A 15683-nucleotide genomic window follows, 5' to 3' on the forward strand; every position below is an offset into this window, starting at 1 on the left:
TAGCATATGAAAAACCTAATTATCATACTAGCAACAACAATGGCGCTGTTTTCCTGTAATAATAAGGTAGAAACAGCCAGGGCTGTAGAAGCAGCCAGGAAGGCAACAATCGACTCTGTGAATGCAATCAATACTGCTAAGCAAAAGGCAATAGATTCAATGAAACATGTACAGAAAGAAGATCTAGCTGTAGCACCTGAACCTGTTACTGATACTAAAAAGAAGAAAAAGTGGAGCCATACGGCCAAAGGTGCAGTAGTAGGTGCTGGTGCAGGAGCCATTACAGGAGCCATCGTTAATAAAGACCGTGTGAAAGGCGCAGTCATCGGAACTTTGATCGGGGCCGGAGCAGGTGCTGCTACCGGTGCTATTGTAGATCATAAGGAAAAGAAGAAAAAGAAAACAGCTCAATAGCATACTTCTATTTTCAAAAGGCGCCTTCCATATCTGGAGGCGCCTTTTTTATTTTGCAGAGAAGCTGGTCTTTTAAAAACCTATTGCTCCCCTATTCGCTTCGATCGGCCATCCCGGATTCTGATAGATCGGGGAAGTGCTCACATCATTATTCTCTGATGTGATCAGGAAGTGTTGCATAGCAACAGAACTCCAATAATGTGCCATCGTCCATCTGTAACCTGTATACGCCAATACGGAAGGCGTTTTCTGATAGATGCGCAGATAAGGGCTGATAGCAGGATCAGACACAGTACTCTTATCACCGATGTTATACGTAAGTGCAGATGCTTTATACCAGTTCTTCATCGGCCCCCATAGTTTGAATCCTTCTACAAAGTAAGGGGTAGCAATCATCTGGTCCATTGCTCTCCATCTTTTCAGGTCCATATTCCTTGTTCCTTCGCCTATTAATTCACAACTTCTTTCACGGCGGATATTGTATAATACTTTATCCACCATCACACCTGCGGAATAAACAGCCCAGTCGTTCAGGGCTTCCCTTGTAAGGTCTGTTGCCGCAATTGTTTTCTGAAAATCAATATCTACGCCTGCACGCTTCCTGATGGCCTGCCAATACGCCTGTGCAATTCCATCCAATGATCCTGTTTTTTCATAAGAGGCTTCCATGTAATTAAAAAATGCTTCCGTTCCCTTAAATACGATGCTGCCTACATCTCCTCTTCCGTTACCCAATTGCGCGCCATCATATACATTCCCTTTACGGCTCATATATCCGGTAACCTGGTCGTGATTGCCGATCAGGTTCAGGATATCAGGATACCCTACCACCGGCGTAGCATGTGTTCCCAAAGCAGATGGCTGTAAGATATTTATCTGCCCCGGCTGCGCCAGGAATAACCATAAACGGCCATCTCTCTTTTCTCTCACCAGTTGAATGGAATCATCTCCTGCATAACCGGAACCGGGTGCATAGATCGGCAAACCATTGGCCATTAAAAAACGATCTACATACCCTCTTGTGAATCCCCAGTTATGTGCAGCCTGTACATTGTTAGGGATACCGTTGGCAACACCAAGCCCCAGGTCATAATCTCTCCACAGCAGCACTTCGCTGAATGAAGACAGGTCTGTAGCACTGAACATCCTGCAATAAGGATTGGCCTCACTGGCCACCGCAAAATCCTGGTTGGATACCTGCGTGGCTGCCGCCATTGTATTATTAACCAGCGTGATCCCATCCGCCACTGCTTTTGAAGCTTCCATCGCCTGCGTTAAAAAGAAGTCTATCTCACCTTCTATACTACCTGACTGAAACTTATAAGAAGCATTATACTCTTTTGTTTTCCCTGGCCATTCAGGGCCATTAGGTACAAATGCCGTACCCTTGAAATATTTAAGGAAAGTACCTTCATACAATGCTACCCTTGATTTCAATAACTGGGCACAGGCTTTGGACAAGCGGTTCTTGCCACCACTTGGGGCTGCATTACCCATCAGCAAAATGGCAGAATCAAGATCAGAAAGGATGAAACGGGCCACTTCTGTCTGTGGGGCACGTTTGCTGGCTTCTGTCAGGATCGTCTTATTATCCGGTAGCGTTGTTTTTATGATAGGAAAATCTCCCAGTCCCTGCAACCTGTCAAAGTAAGTCCAGGCTCTGAGGAAATACATTTCGCCGATATAGTGTTTAATATTGGCGGTGTTACCGGTGATCTTTCCTTCCGCAAACCGCGGGTTAACGGTTTCAAGGAAATAGTTACATTGGAAGATGTTGGTAAAGGTCCAGGCTCCGCCGGACTGTGCTACTTTCCACTGGCCGGGCGTATACTTGACGTCATATGCTCTTCGTGCAGCAATATCTGTATTTACATCTCCATCAAAGTAACCGAATGTAGGAAACGCTTCATATAGCTTGATGGCATAGGCTGCCAGTTGCGATTCTTCTACCAGGTAATTTTCTGGTGTAACGTTAGATGGGGGTGCTATTTCCAGGTTCTTATTACAGGCACCCAATATACCTGCGGCCAATATGAATAATATATATTTTGCTTTCATCTTTTAAATTTTACAAGGTTATATTTAAGCCAACAGCGTAGACCTTAAACAAAGGATATACACTACCACCGTAACCACCGTCAACCGTTTCAGGATCAAACATGGTAGCCATCTTTGTGATAGTGAATATATTTTCGCCGGATACGTATACCCTGAATTTCTGAATACCTGCTCTCCTTGTAAGTGATATAGGCAGGGTGTATCCTAACTGAAGGTTCTTTAATCGTACATAGGAAGCATCCTGCAGATACCTGGTTTGCACTACCTGGTTCTTGGCGCTGAATAAGGGACGTGGATAATAGGAATCCAGGTTCAGGCCAAGCGCATGATTGGGATCATCCCGGAAATAGTCCGCATGTTCCGTTAAACCCGCAGAGCCCCATATGCTGGCAGAAGCACCCCAGAAGTAATAACCGTTCTGAAAATAATCTCTCTTTAATACGCCCTGGAAAAATGCCCTGAAATCCAAACCTTTCCAGTCCGCGCCAATATCTGTTCCGAACATGTAACGAGGTGTATTGTTGCCGATCAGCATAAGATCACCAGGGTTGTTGGCCGTGTTGGAGCCACTCGTGATCTTACCATCTCCATTCAGGTCTCTGAACATCAGGTCACCTGCTTTCCAGTTGCTGCCCAATGCATTCTGCCCACCGTTAGTCAATTTGGCTAAATGCGCATCCATTTCTGCTTGTGTTTTGGCAATGCCAATGGTATTATATCCCCAGATCTCGCCCATATCATGCCCTGCTATATAAGTGCCGAGGCCCTTGGTAGCATTAGGATATTCAGTGATCGTTGTTCTTGCGTCTGATAAGAGGATGCGAACACTATACCCCAATCCGTTCTTTAACTGATCTCTCCAACTCAGATCCATTTCCCATCCTGTAGTTTTAAGATCAGTATTATTCATTTGTGGAACAGTTGTACCAAAAATATCCGGCAATTCAGGTGCAGGGCCGATCATGTTATTGGTATAGCGGGTATAATATTCAAAAGTAGCCGTGAGCCTGTTCCGGAGAAAAGCGGCATCCACACCAATGTTCCAGGTCCTTATCTTTTCCCAGTGGAGGTCTGAAGTAATAGGGAGAGGCGCACTGGCAGTATTGGGTTTTGCACCGTTCACCAACCAGGCACCATTGGAATTCCCGATAGGCATAGTTATATAAGTGGGATACCAGAGGGAGGTGTTTTGGTTCCCCAACTCACCATATGATCCTCTTAGTTTTAAAGCATTCACATACTTATGCAGGGGTTCCCAGAATGCTTCTTTGTCAATGTTCCACCCGGCAGATACTGATGGGGAATACATCCATCTCATATTCCGCCTGAAACGGGATGTGCCATCATAGCGGAGATTTGCCTCCAGTAAATAGCGGCCTTTGTAATCATAATTGAGCCGGCCGAAAAAACCGGTGGTCATCCATTTCTGATAATTGCCTCCCACATTAGGCGGCACCGCCTTGCCAGCGTAATCATTACCGGAAGTAACATCCAGCACAGGCAGATCAGGTGAGATCAATCCATTACGTTCTGCCATTATAAACCGGGTTTTGGTCAACTCCGTCTGCGTACCCGCCAGTATTTTTAAATTATGTCCACCTAACGATCTTGCATACTCCGTGTACACATTCGTATTCAGGTAATTGTTGCGGGAAGCTTCTTCATGCACATTGGTAGCAGTCTGAACAACATAGGGGTTACCAGCCACATCATGATTATAGGTGCGTTGGATGTCCCAGTGGTAAAACTGGCTACTGATACTGTAATTAAGGTCAGCCATCACTTTCCATCCTTTGAGCGGCTCAAGGGTGAGCTTCAGCTGCTGGGAGAGCACGTCATATTGTTTTGCACCTATACCACCATCTCTGAGTGCCAGTGCCGGAGAAGGAGAATCATACAGGAAACCATTGTTATCATACAAGGGTAACATGGGCCAGCCTTGCGGGGCAATCTGTTGGTTAAGGCCATTAGTCATAACACTGGGCCTTGTAAATTCTTCCCTGCTGAAACGCGTGATGTAAGTAAGAGAAGCCCAATCATTCAGCTCCGCATTTATCTTTCCCGTAACATTGTAACGTTTGAATTTATCCGTACCAAATCGCATCAACCCTACCTGATCCAGATAATTTGCGGACAGGAAATAGGTCAGTTTCTCTTTTCCACCGCTCGCGCTCAGGGAATATTCCTGTGAGGGGGAATGATCTTTGTAAATAGCTTTATACCAATCCACATTATCATTTCCTTCATAATAACCATCTGCCCACAGGTTAGGCTGGCCGGGCCTTGGGATGATAGTGGTCTTGATCTTGCCATCCATAAAATCTTTGATCCGCTGCATCCTGGCCGCCTGGAAATAAACACCATTACCAGAGTTAACATTGGCATCATTAAAGTAAGTGGCAAAGGTGTAAGAATCCATTGTATGCGGCAATAACACCGGACTGCTTGCGCGGAAATTAGAACTGATGTTCACAGTGGTCTTCCCGGCTTTCCCCCTCTTAGTGGTGATCAGGATCACGCCGAAGGGCGCCCTTGTACCATAGATGGAAGAAGCGGCAGCATCCTTCAGTACAGAGATGTTATCAATATCCTGTGGACTGACCCCATTAATATCCCCTTCCATGCCATCTATCAAAATGAGTGGTGATCCGCTGGAACCTACCCCGATAGTTCCCACCCCCCGGATATTAATATTGGGCCTGTTTTCCATACTGCCGCCGAGCGCACCGCTTTGCGTAATATTAAGCCCGGGAGCAATCCCCTGCAAGGCCTGCGCCACATTGGATACAGGCCTTGATTCCAATGCTTTGGAAGTAACCGTAGATACAGCGCCGGTAAGGTTCACTTTCTTTTGCGTACCATATCCTACCACCACTGTTTCGTCCAGGCTTTTCACGGAGGACGACATGACAATATCTATCACCGTTCGTTTATTAATTTCCACCTCCTGCTCCTGCATGCCGATGAACTTAAAAACGAGGGCCGTTGCACCCTCCGGTACCTTTAACTGGTAAGTACCATCGGCCGCTGTTACACCACCAATGGAAGTACCTTTTACCAGCACGGTTACACCCGGTAAGGTCTGCCCGCTCCCATCGGTTACTTTTCCCCTGATGTTTATATCATAGGCAAATGCGTTTACAACGATGGTCATTAATAACATGAATGTCAGTTTTGCAATACGTCGTGCAGCATTAACATGCGTGGAAAGTATCATTTTTCATGAGTTTAACTATTAAGTAATGTGTGGATCTTTTATGTGTGTATACGTTAGCTGGTTACTGTTTATTTATACCGTGGAAAGCTTTAAACACGTTTTTCCCCTGATATTCATATCATAGGCAAATGCGTTTACAACGATGGTCATTAATAACATGAATGTCAGTTTTGCAATACGTCGTGCAGCATTAACATGCGTGGAAAGTATCATTTTTCATGAGTTTAACTATTAAGTAATGTGTGGATCTTTTATGTGTGTATACGTTAGCTGGTTACTGTTTATTTATACCGTGGAAAGCTTTAAACACGTGGCTTTGGCTGATGGTATAAATGTAATATCAATTCCCGCCGGGAGGATGGATTAAACCCGGAATAGGATGGAGAATCTTACGATTTCGATTTTGTGTGTTAAGCCTGTGTGAAGGATCTTTTTTTCTTTTCAGAAAGGGGAAAATGTTTAAGGGGAAGATCATTAAGTGTAATATTAACACACAAAATCTCCCATTTCTTTGTATTTCGGTTTTTTTTATCCTATTTTTCTAAAATGAACACACTGAATTCCACACTCATATCTTCCCTTCTTGTAGTAACAGTGCTACAAAGTTGCCAGCAACAAGAACCTGTTGACAAGCGGATCAAACTGATGGATTCCACACAGGTGGCACAGATAGCTGCTTCCATAGACTCTATCGTAAAACCGGAACTGGCAGAAGGCCTTACGCTGAAACTATGGGGTATCGATTCCCTGGTGATCTCCCCTGTTGCGATTGATATTGATGATCACGGTAGTATATACTATACCACTACTAACCGGCAAAAGAATTCTGAATTTGATATACGCGGTCACAGAGATTGGGAAATCCCTTCTATCAGCCTCCAGACAGTGGAAGACAGGCGGGCATTCCTGCGTAAAGAACTTTCACCGGAGAACAGTAAAAAGAACCTTTGGCTGAAGGACCTTAACGGAGACAGCTCCCACGACTGGAGAGACCTCACCCTGGAAAAAGAGAACATATACCGCCTGGATGATCTGAACGGAGATGGTGTGGCGGACAGGTCGCAACTGGTAGTGGATGATTTCCATGATGAAGTAACCGATGTGGTGGGTGGTATATTAAGCGACGGAGATGATCTCTATGTAGCCGTAGCGCCAGACCTCTGGAGAATGAAGGATAAGAATAAAGATGGCATAGCAGATGAAAAAACATCTATCTCTCATGGATACGGTGTCCATGTGGGATTCAGTGGTCACGGTATGTCCGGCGTTGAAATGGGGCCGGATGGAAGGATCTACTGGCAGATAGGAGACATTGGCTTCAATGGCAAAGGACCCGACGGGCAAAAATGGGAACATCCCAATAGCGGGGTAATAGCCCGCTCTAACCCGGACGGCAGCGACTTTGAAATATTTGCTTACGGCATCCGCAATACACATGAATTTGTATTTGATGAATATGGCAACCTGATCAGTGAGGACAATGACGGGGATCATCCCGGAGAGAAAGAACGCCTGGTATATATCGTGAACGGTTCTGATGCCGGCTGGCGCAGTAACTGGCAATATGGTAAATACAGGGATAAGGATAATAACAATTACAAAGTATGGATGGAAGAGAAAATGTACCTGCCCCGCTTTGAAGGCCAGGCAGCCTATATCACTCCCTGCATCGCGAATTTTGTAAGCGGCCCTGCCGGTATGGTATATAACCCGGGAACAGCGCTGAGTCCTGAATACAAGAACACTTTCTTCATTGCAGAATTTGTGGGCAGCCCTACCAACTCTGGTATTCACGGTTTCAAATTAAATCCTAAAGGCGCCACCTTTGAACTGGGTGAGCATAAAAAGATATTAGGCGGCGTATTGGCTACAGGGCTTGATTTTGGCCCCGATGGTTCACTCTACGTAGCAGACTGGATAGATGGATGGGATACCCATAATTACGGGCGCATCTGGAAGCTGGATCATAAAGATGCAGCCAGCTCTGCCATCCGCAAAGAAGTACAATCTTTACTGGCGGCAGACCTCTCTGAGCGTAAAGAAGCAGCACTGGGTGAATTACTCAACAACCCGGATATGCGCGTAAGATTAAAAGCGCAGTTTGAACTGGTAAAACGCAAAGACAAAGGAGCAGAAATATTTCAGCAGGCACTGAAGCAAACGACTAATCAGCTGGCCCGTGTACATGCTATCTGGGGGATCAGCCAGCTGGGCCGCCAGGATAAGAAATATGCCGCGGCATTATTACCCGTGCTGAAAGACAATGATCCTGAGATCAGGGCACAGGCAGCCAAATGGCTGGGAGACATCAAGTATAATGAAGCAGGCGCCAACCTGGTACCTATGTTAAAAGATACCAGCAGCCGTGTTCGTTTCTTTGCAGCAGAAGCGCTGGGAAGGATAAAATACGAAGCAGCTGTTCAACCTATCATCTCCTTCCTGGAAGATAACAATGATGCAGATGCTTACCTGCGGCATGCCGGCTGCCTGGCACTGGCACGCATTGGAAAAGCAGAACCGGTGATCGCGTTATCCACCAGCCCTTCCCGCGCATTAAGGATTGCAGCCGTGGTAACACTCAGAAGAATGAGCCATCCCGGTATTGCCGGTTTCCTGAACGATACGGATGAATTCATTGTAACAGAAGCAGCACGCGGCATTAATGATGATCTTTCTATTAAAGATGCATTACCTGCCCTCGCCAACCTGCTGAACACTACACACTTCACCAATGAAGCCCTGTTAAGGCGTATCATCAGTGCCAACCTGCGGGTAGGTACAGATGTTACTATGCAAAACCTCATCAGCTATTCACTGAAAGAAGGCAGCGCTGCTAAAATGAGAGCAGAAGCTGAAGATGCATTAAGTGTATGGCCTAAACCTTCTGTATTGGATAGAGTAGACGGACGCCTCAGAGGTCCGGTGGAAAGAGACCCTGCGCCCCTGTTGCTTAAATCCACAGAGGCCTTCACCGGCTTATTAAAGAATAAAGAATTACCGGTAAGGATCAGTGCAGCAAAAGCTATCAGCAAACTGAAAATAAAACAAGCTGCGCCACAATTGCTGGTTGTACTTAAAACAGATAAGGAAGCTGAGATGCGTGTGGAAGCATTGAAAGCCCTTGTTGCCATACAAGACCCACTGGTAGAAGAAGGCATTAAACATGCCCTTGCTGATAAAGAAAAAACTGTACGCGTAGCGGGGCTTGACCTGCTGGAAAAAATGAACATCCCTAAAACGGTGATGGTAACACTGCTCACAGATGTGATCGCTAATAAAACAATGGCAGAACAACAAGCTGCTGTGTTAACGCTTGGTAAATTACCACTGGAGAATACTAATAAAGTGTTTGATGAGATGCTTCAAAAGATGGCAGCCGGCAAACTAAGTCCGGACATCTATCTTGAACTTGGTGAAGCTATTGACAGCACACGTAATACACAACTCAGCGCCCGTTATAAAGAGATCAGCAGCAAATTATCCCCGGATGAACTAATGGCTTCTTACGCCAGCAGTTTACTGGGAGGCAACCCGGACAAGGGTAAGCAGATCTTCTTCCGTAACCAGAACGCACAGTGTATGAAATGCCATTCCTATGATGACAGGGGAGGTAATGCCGGTCCCCGCCTGAATGGTATAGGCAAACGCATTTCCCGTGAGCAGATCCTGGAAGCATTGATCTCTCCCAGCGCCCGCCTCTCCCCTGGCTTTGGCATGGTAACGCTGGAATTGAAAGACGGACAAAAACTCACCGGCGTATTGCAGGAAGAAAGTAAAGCCGGTTTAAAAGTAAAAGTAGGGCTGGAACCAGACAGAACGATCACCAGTGATCAGATCGCTAAGAAAACATTTTCTCCATCCAGTATGCCGGATATGAAAGCAGTGCTTTCGAAGAAAGAGATCAGGGATGTAGTGAGTTTCCTTGCGGAAGAGAAAGGAGATAATTAAACTGCTCATAAAGCATAAAAAAGCCGTATAGCTTAGTGCTATACGGCTTTTTTTATTATCCTTAAAAGATCTCCAAAAAAGCGCAGCGCATTAATGATCCCTACTGCCATGAGCGCACCGAATAAGATAACCAGGATGGTATCTAACGCATCTTTCTCTCGGAATATCCTTACTGTTGTTAAAATGATCTTCGACATAACCACTGATTTACAATTATACATACCTGTAAAATTGTGCCAGTTCCTATAGCGGTTTTTTGGGGAAGGTTATCTACGGGAGAATGGCCATTACCAGTTATTCCGTGGCGTATCATCTCCATTCCCGCCTTCCGTTACACAACTTTTTGGAGTCATTTTTGTAATAACTACACGAAACTAAATTCTTTTTATGAGAAACTACCGTATCCTGGCCATAGTAATGCTGGCCCTTGCGTCCTGTGGCAAAAGTGATCCCAGTCCGGATATCATGTTCAGCATACCCCTTAATACCAGGCTGGAAAACCCCACACCTGCCGGGCGAACGGAGACAGGGTTATTAACGATGCAGCTTTACGGAAACAATGTACTGAGGTATTCTTTCCGGGTAGAGAACCTGGCTTCCGGCGATCAGCTTACCATGGCACACTTTCATGTGGGCGATCCTGTAACCAATGGCCCCATTATTCAGGACTTTCCTGCATTTACCGGCACCTCAGCCTCAGGAGAGATCACCCTGCGCCAATCCCTGGCAGATAGCCTGAAGAACAGTAGTAATGATATTTACTTTAACGTGCACTCCACCCAGGTACCCGGTGGTTTGGTAAGAGGCACCGTGAACAGCGACATTATTATGGCAGCAGATGTGGTGATGAACGGGCTGAATGAATTTCCGCCCGTTGTTACACCGGCTACGGGCCTTGCCCTGATACGCCTTACAGTAAGCCGTAAGTTATATTCCAAAGTAACCGTAACAGGCCTGCCAGGTGGAGAAAACCTCAGCGCAGCGCATATCCACAGAGGCGCTGCCGGTACAAATGGCGCTGTATTGGTAGGCTTATGTGCCAATGCAGCAGATTTTGGCATCTCCAAAATGATGCAGCTGGATGAAGCCACCGCAAACGCCGTAAGAACAGAAACATTATACACCAATGCGCATACTGACCTTCATCCTGATGGCGTGATCCGTGGTCAGATCAGGTAACTTTCCGCAGGCATTGGCGCAATCTCACCCTTAAATTGTCGCCCTTACCCCCCGGCAAGTGAATCATTCCTGGGTACTTTTGTATCAAAACAGGAATGAAGCAGGTATTCACCCATTACTTAGTGCATCCGGAAGAAAAAGAAAATAACATCCTTTCCATACTGGCTGTTTTTCATGCACTTCATAAGCTGCAGTTACCGGGTGTCTCTTACAGGGTGTATGTAATGAGCGATGAAGTGTTCATTCACGTTGCCAGTTTTGCCGATGAAAAAGCCCATCAGCAATTCCGTAAGCTGGAAGCATTCCGGGCTTTTACCGATGCGGTAAGGACCAGGCTTAAAGAAGCGGTGATCGTGAATGAAGTAGAAGAGATAGGTGAATATTCCAATCTGGATAATAAATAATAAAGCCGCACTCATAATGAGTGCGGCTTTATATATAAAAATATGGAAGTCCTATTTATTATACTTTATGGAAAGATGCACCAGTCTGCAAGCGGTTGCAGCTGTTAATGTTCCGCCGGTAACACTGGTAGTAGTACCCACTGTTTTATTGGCTACCCGTAAACGAATATAAAGGTTCGCCAATCCGCTTGCAGCCTGCGGGAACTGGAAGTTGAGCGCCTTATAACCCGCTACCTGCGTTAACAGGGTGTTGGAGAAGTTAGCCACATCTTCAAACGTGAAGGTACCCACCTGGTTCCACACGGCCGTAGCATCGTTCTTATCAGACCACTCTACGATAAAGTTCCGCGGGCCACCAATATCCACATTGCCATCTACCTGCAAAGAAATAGGCTTGCTGATACCGGCAGTAGACACGGCTATCTCAAAATATTCCCCTCTGTTAGCCGCTGTGTTCCACCAGTTCTTACTTCCCCAGCCACCGTTGGAAATAGCGCCTTTTACGGTAGTTGGTTCCTGGATAAGGCCGTTATAATCTGTAGTGGTATACAGACCATTCGCGGTAAAGTCCATCGGTGCATTCCCGCTCTTTGTAATAGTGCCTGTACCAATATCCGGCGTCAGCGGGTTAGCAGCGGCAGTAGGTGTTGCAGCATATTCCGTTTTGAAGCGGCTCCATTCTACCAGCACATTAGAGAAGCCATTAGCCCTGTCCTGCTTCAGATCTATGTCTGCACGCTTCAGGTGGCGAATAGCGTATTTACCAATACTACCACCATAACGGTCATAAGTTTCATATACAATAATACCGGTGATGTTACCACTCCCCTGCGGCACTGCGTTACCATCCCTGCGGTAAGGCACATCCAGGTTGGTGAGCATAAACATGCTGTTCCCTTGAATATCCCGGATACTGGTGGGATAACAATCCATCCTTGCTGTATACCCCTCGTTGATATTCGTAAATGAGCCGGAAGGAACAGAGATCTCCACATCCTTCAGCTTAACATACGTGTACAGGTCTTCATCTGTAAGATCTCCTATGTATTTTTCACGGGGTAGCAGCGCGGTACTCTGACCATCTTTTTGCATAATGTTCACCACCTTTACACCGGATATCACTGTTCTGCCGGGGTTAGTAAACCGGGCAAGTGTAGTGCCTTTCAGCCAGATCTTCACCTTGTCATTAAAATTGAAGATGTTCTCTCCGGCAGTTTGTGTTTTAAAGTAGATGCCGCTTTTGCCATCCGGGCTTTGCACGTATACAGAAATAGCGTTCACGGTTTTATCCAGGTTATGTTTATTGGCGGTGCTGTTCTCGTTCTTGCCAATATTAGGATGCCCTTTATCACTGATCACCGTTCCTTCCACATATATGTTCTCATCTATCACACCTGCTGCCAGCAATTGTTTTACATAAGCGAAATCTTTTGCCACAGCATCTTTGTAACTAACACCCAGGTATTGTTTCACGCGGATAGAATCCTTCACCGTGGTACCCAGCGCATCCAGGTAACTGAGTTTAATAAAGGCGGTACGTTCTGCAATTGTTTTGTTAGTATCTGCCTTAAAGTATAAATATCCATCCGTGATCTGCAACTGGGAGATCCAGTTCACCTCGCCGGTAGCATCATACTGATAACTTATTTCCATTTTGTCCAACGGAATATTGGTGGTAATAGGTGTTTTCAGCGTACCGCCGTTGGCAATACTTTGTGCGATGGTATCATTGATCACAATAGCAGGCACCAGTCCCCGCTGTTGCAGCTGAATAGTATCTGTTTTGCCTTTGGAGCGCACGATCAGTTTCATCATACGCGGCAGCTTATCCGTGTTATCCGTTACAGCTACCATTGCATCGCCCTTACCACTGCCTGCAGCAGTTTGTACGGTGATCCAGTCTGCTTCTTCCGCCGTTTCCATCTTCCAGTCGCCATCCGCATATACAATGATGCGGGTAGTATCCGGCGTGGCATTCAGCCTAACGATCCTTGAATCCACTGCGAGCTCAGTGGAGAATCTGCGTTCTTCTTCTTTTCTGCATGCCGTGATAAGCATTAAGAGGAATAATGCAACAGAAAATGTTGATCTTATAAAATGTTGCATACAATTATTTTTTGAGTTCCATGATAAGGGGCTTGTGATCAGAATACTTCGCCGTAAAATCATCGTAAATAAATTTGCAGTACTGCAATTTCTTTGCGAGGTCTTTACTGAGGTAGATATAATCTATGCGGGTATTAGAAAGGATACCGCTTTTGCCGGTTCCTTTCTGCACTGTCCTGTCGTACGTTAAACCGGCATCCACAAAACCTGCCTGTAATACGCTTTGCTGCACCTGGTAATCCACCTCGCCATTGGCCAGGTTGCTGATGTTAGGATTCTTCAGCGATACTTCCCGCTGGCGCTGCACAAAGTTGGTTTGTGCCACACGGTGACTGTCCAGGGGCGACAAAGAGTTAAAGTCCCCCATCATCAGCCAGTTCTTTTCTCTGTGCTGCAACCGCAATGTTTCCAGCACCTGCGCGATCTCACTCCTTCTTTTAAGGTGTTTATGCGGGTTCAGGTGCAGGATGCAGAAATTGTAGCCATTGATGCTGGCGGTAATAAAACCGTGCGTCATGTTCTCATTCACTTTCTTTATATCCACGATCGGGAAGCGGGAGGTAACGCCTACCGGGTATCCGCTTTCTTTTACGATCACAGCATAATTATGGCCATAAGAAGCTGCCAGGTCTTCCAGTGTTTTCTGCGTGAATCCGTTGCACTCCTGCAATGCCAGTACATCCGGGTTCTTGTCTTTTACCCATTCAACAAAAAGCTGTTTGCCTTTGGAAGTATCTGTTACCATCCCTTCCAGGATGTTATAGCTCAGCACCTTCAGGGTAGATTGTGCTTTTACCGTTGTGATGGATGTAATGGCCATCACGATGAAAAGAATATATTTCATAGTGTGTGCTATTTATACTCAGGGTTGGTTAAGATGCCACCGGAACGTACCACTTCTTTATCCGGGATAGGATAATATTCATGGTAAGGGCGCAGGTTATTTTTAATGATATCATATTCAAGTGCGGAAGTTTCACTCACCCGCTGAAAGAATTCTCCCCAGCGCACGAGGTCCCACTTCCTGCCATATTCTCCCATCAGTTCACGGCCACGCTCTTTCTTCAGCTCCACCATGAATTCAGCCTTACCGGGATAAGCAGGCAGCACAAAGGTTGCATTAGCTCTTGATTTCACTTCATTGATGCATTGCAGCGCCAGGGTTGGATCATCTGTTTCATTCGCCGCTTCCGCTAACATGAGGAGTGCATCTGCATAGCGGAACACCTTTTGGTTATTGCCGTCAGCAATATTATTCATACCGGGGCACCAGAACTTTGGTCCCATCCAGGCTTTACCCGTACCGTTATTCAGCATGGGCCTTTTGAAGTAAGCGCCATTGTAAGTGTAAGCCAGGATGATCTCGCGGCGCGGATCAGTAAGGTCATACAGGTCCATGAAATATTCCGTGGGTGTAAGCGGATTGTAGGGATTCGCTTCTGCACCCAGTTCAGGGATCGTAACGCCGTCATATATATTAGAGCCGGCAGTTTTGGTAGGTGTAAAGAAACACGCTACCTGGGAGGTTTTCTTAATACCGGCGGCAGACCAGATGTATTGTACTTCAAAGATAGATTCCGGCGTGTTCTTGTTCCGGAAATAGGTATCTGTCAGCGGGTATTGTGTGAGCTGGCCATAGACCTTCCTGATCTCCTGCATGGCACTGGCACAGGTGGCGTATTCCTTGTTCCATAAAGCCAGTTTGCCTATCAGCATATAGGCCATCGGGGCAGATATCCTGTTCTGTGGCACTGCGGAGGTACGCATCTGCGGAAGATGCGGCACATACACCTGCAATTCTTTTATTAAGGAATCACGGGTAGCGCTTGCATCCATCCTGCCCATTTTCCCCACTTTTTCAAGTACGTTCAGGCTGTTGATATCATCCCTGTAAAAAGGTACATCTTTAAAGGTGCTGGTGAGTACGTAATAGTATAACGCACGTAATGTAACTGCTTCAGCGATCAATGCAGGTTTCCGCTCTTCTGGTATCGTAGCATGCTGAATACCATTAACAGCCGCATTGCAATACATGATGCCGGAATAACAGGCAGTCCATACATTATCTCCCATACCCGGGTTAGCCGGAGAGATCTCAAACTTGGCATCCAGCTGGGAAGAGTTGAGGAAAGCCAGGTCTGATGCAGCTTCCAGTGCAATGATCAGATCAGAGTTAAAAACATCCGTCAGGTTAATATAGCAGCCATTCAAAGCAGCGATACACTGATTCTCAGATTTATAGAATCCATCCGGGCTCACAATGCCTGCCGGCTTCTCTTCCAGGAATTTGCTGCAACTGCTCATGGACAAAGATACAAGCGCAACAAGCAATATTTTGTGGATCATTCCTTTCATAC

At 46.0% G+C, this 15683-nt stretch carries 10 protein-coding genes; 4 read left to right on the forward strand and 6 right to left on the reverse strand.

From position 1 onward, the window contains the following. Positions 1-6: 6 nt before the first annotated feature. Positions 7-414, forward strand: a complete 408-nt coding sequence (locus GFS24_RS08610; protein ID WP_153659163.1) for a glycine zipper domain-containing protein — start codon at positions 7-9, stop codon at positions 412-414. A gap of 72 nt (positions 415-486) precedes the next feature. Here the strand turns inward: GFS24_RS08610 and GFS24_RS08615 are convergent, their stop codons facing one another. Both GFS24_RS08615 and GFS24_RS08620 read right to left on the reverse strand, forming a co-directional pair. Beyond that, positions 487-2472 (reverse strand): RagB/SusD family nutrient uptake outer membrane protein, encoded by a 1986-nt coding sequence (locus GFS24_RS08615; protein ID WP_153659164.1) that lies wholly within the window; start codon positions 2470-2472, stop codon positions 487-489. Between the two features lie 10 nt (positions 2473-2482). Continuing rightward, positions 2483-5689 carry a TonB-dependent receptor gene (locus GFS24_RS08620; protein ID WP_153659165.1) on the reverse strand — a complete coding sequence of 1069 codons (3207 nt, stop codon included), beginning with the start codon at positions 5687-5689 and terminating at the stop codon, positions 2483-2485. A gap of 546 nt (positions 5690-6235) precedes the next feature. Between GFS24_RS08620 and GFS24_RS08625 the strand changes: the two genes are divergently transcribed. Continuing rightward, the gene (locus GFS24_RS08625) at positions 6236-9637 is read left to right on the forward strand and encodes a HEAT repeat domain-containing protein (RefSeq protein WP_153659166.1); all 3402 of its coding nucleotides are present in this window, start codon (positions 6236-6238) and stop codon (positions 9635-9637) included. Between the two features lie 38 nt (positions 9638-9675). Here GFS24_RS08625 and GFS24_RS08630 read toward each other — a convergent pair whose 3' ends face one another. Further along, a complete protein-coding gene (locus GFS24_RS08630; protein ID WP_153659167.1) occupies positions 9676-9834 on the reverse strand; it encodes a hypothetical protein in 159 nt (52 codons plus the stop codon). 190 nt (positions 9835-10024) lie between these two features. On the opposite strand from GFS24_RS08630, the gene GFS24_RS08635 reads away from it, so the two are divergent. Further along, complete coding sequence (locus tag GFS24_RS08635; protein WP_153659168.1) at positions 10025-10816, forward strand: CHRD domain-containing protein; 792 nt, start codon at positions 10025-10027, stop codon at positions 10814-10816. A gap of 95 nt (positions 10817-10911) precedes the next feature. Continuing rightward, positions 10912-11220: a hypothetical protein gene (locus tag GFS24_RS08640; protein ID WP_153659169.1), complete on the forward strand. Its 309-nt coding sequence runs from the start codon at positions 10912-10914 to the stop codon at positions 11218-11220. 51 nt (positions 11221-11271) lie between these two features. Here GFS24_RS08640 and GFS24_RS08645 read toward each other — a convergent pair whose 3' ends face one another. From GFS24_RS08645 to GFS24_RS08655, 3 genes are read right to left on the reverse strand one after another with little or no spacing between them, the layout of a single operon-like run. Then, positions 11272-13326, reverse strand: coding sequence for a DUF5689 domain-containing protein (locus GFS24_RS08645; RefSeq protein ID WP_153659170.1), 2055 nt, complete (start codon positions 13324-13326; stop codon positions 11272-11274). A 4-nt stretch (positions 13327-13330) separates the two neighbouring features. After that, positions 13331-14170 (reverse strand): endonuclease/exonuclease/phosphatase family protein, encoded by an 840-nt coding sequence (locus GFS24_RS08650; RefSeq protein ID WP_153659171.1) that lies wholly within the window; start codon positions 14168-14170, stop codon positions 13331-13333. An 8-nt stretch (positions 14171-14178) separates the two neighbouring features. Beyond that, positions 14179-15681 carry a RagB/SusD family nutrient uptake outer membrane protein gene (locus GFS24_RS08655; protein ID WP_153659172.1) on the reverse strand — a complete coding sequence of 501 codons (1503 nt, stop codon included), beginning with the start codon at positions 15679-15681 and terminating at the stop codon, positions 14179-14181. Positions 15682-15683: the final 2 nt, after the last annotated feature.

It is taken from the genome of Chitinophaga sp. SYP-B3965 (assembly GCF_009647655.1).
Lineage (GTDB): Bacteria > Bacteroidota > Bacteroidia > Chitinophagales > Chitinophagaceae > Chitinophaga.

Bases quoted from the DNA above. Each gene is read 5' to 3' on its own strand.
- GFS24_RS08610 (WP_153659163.1), top strand. From the start codon at position 7: ATGAAAAACCTAATTATCATACTAGCAACAACAATGGCGCTGTTTTCC.
- GFS24_RS08615 (WP_153659164.1), bottom strand. From the start codon at position 2,472: ATGAAAGCAAAATATATATTATTCATATTGGCCGCAGGTATATTGGGT.
- GFS24_RS08620 (WP_153659165.1), bottom strand. From the start codon at position 5,689: ATGATACTTTCCACGCATGTTAATGCTGCACGACGTATTGCAAAACTG.
- GFS24_RS08625 (WP_153659166.1), top strand. From the start codon at position 6,236: ATGAACACACTGAATTCCACACTCATATCTTCCCTTCTTGTAGTAACA.
- GFS24_RS08630 (WP_153659167.1), bottom strand. From the start codon at position 9,834: ATGTCGAAGATCATTTTAACAACAGTAAGGATATTCCGAGAGAAAGAT.
- GFS24_RS08635 (WP_153659168.1), top strand. From the start codon at position 10,025: ATGAGAAACTACCGTATCCTGGCCATAGTAATGCTGGCCCTTGCGTCC.
- GFS24_RS08640 (WP_153659169.1), top strand. From the start codon at position 10,912: ATGAAGCAGGTATTCACCCATTACTTAGTGCATCCGGAAGAAAAAGAA.
- GFS24_RS08645 (WP_153659170.1), bottom strand. From the start codon at position 13,326: ATGCAACATTTTATAAGATCAACATTTTCTGTTGCATTATTCCTCTTA.
- GFS24_RS08650 (WP_153659171.1), bottom strand. From the start codon at position 14,170: ATGAAATATATTCTTTTCATCGTGATGGCCATTACATCCATCACAACG.
- GFS24_RS08655 (WP_153659172.1), bottom strand. From the start codon at position 15,681: ATGAAAGGAATGATCCACAAAATATTGCTTGTTGCGCTTGTATCTTTG.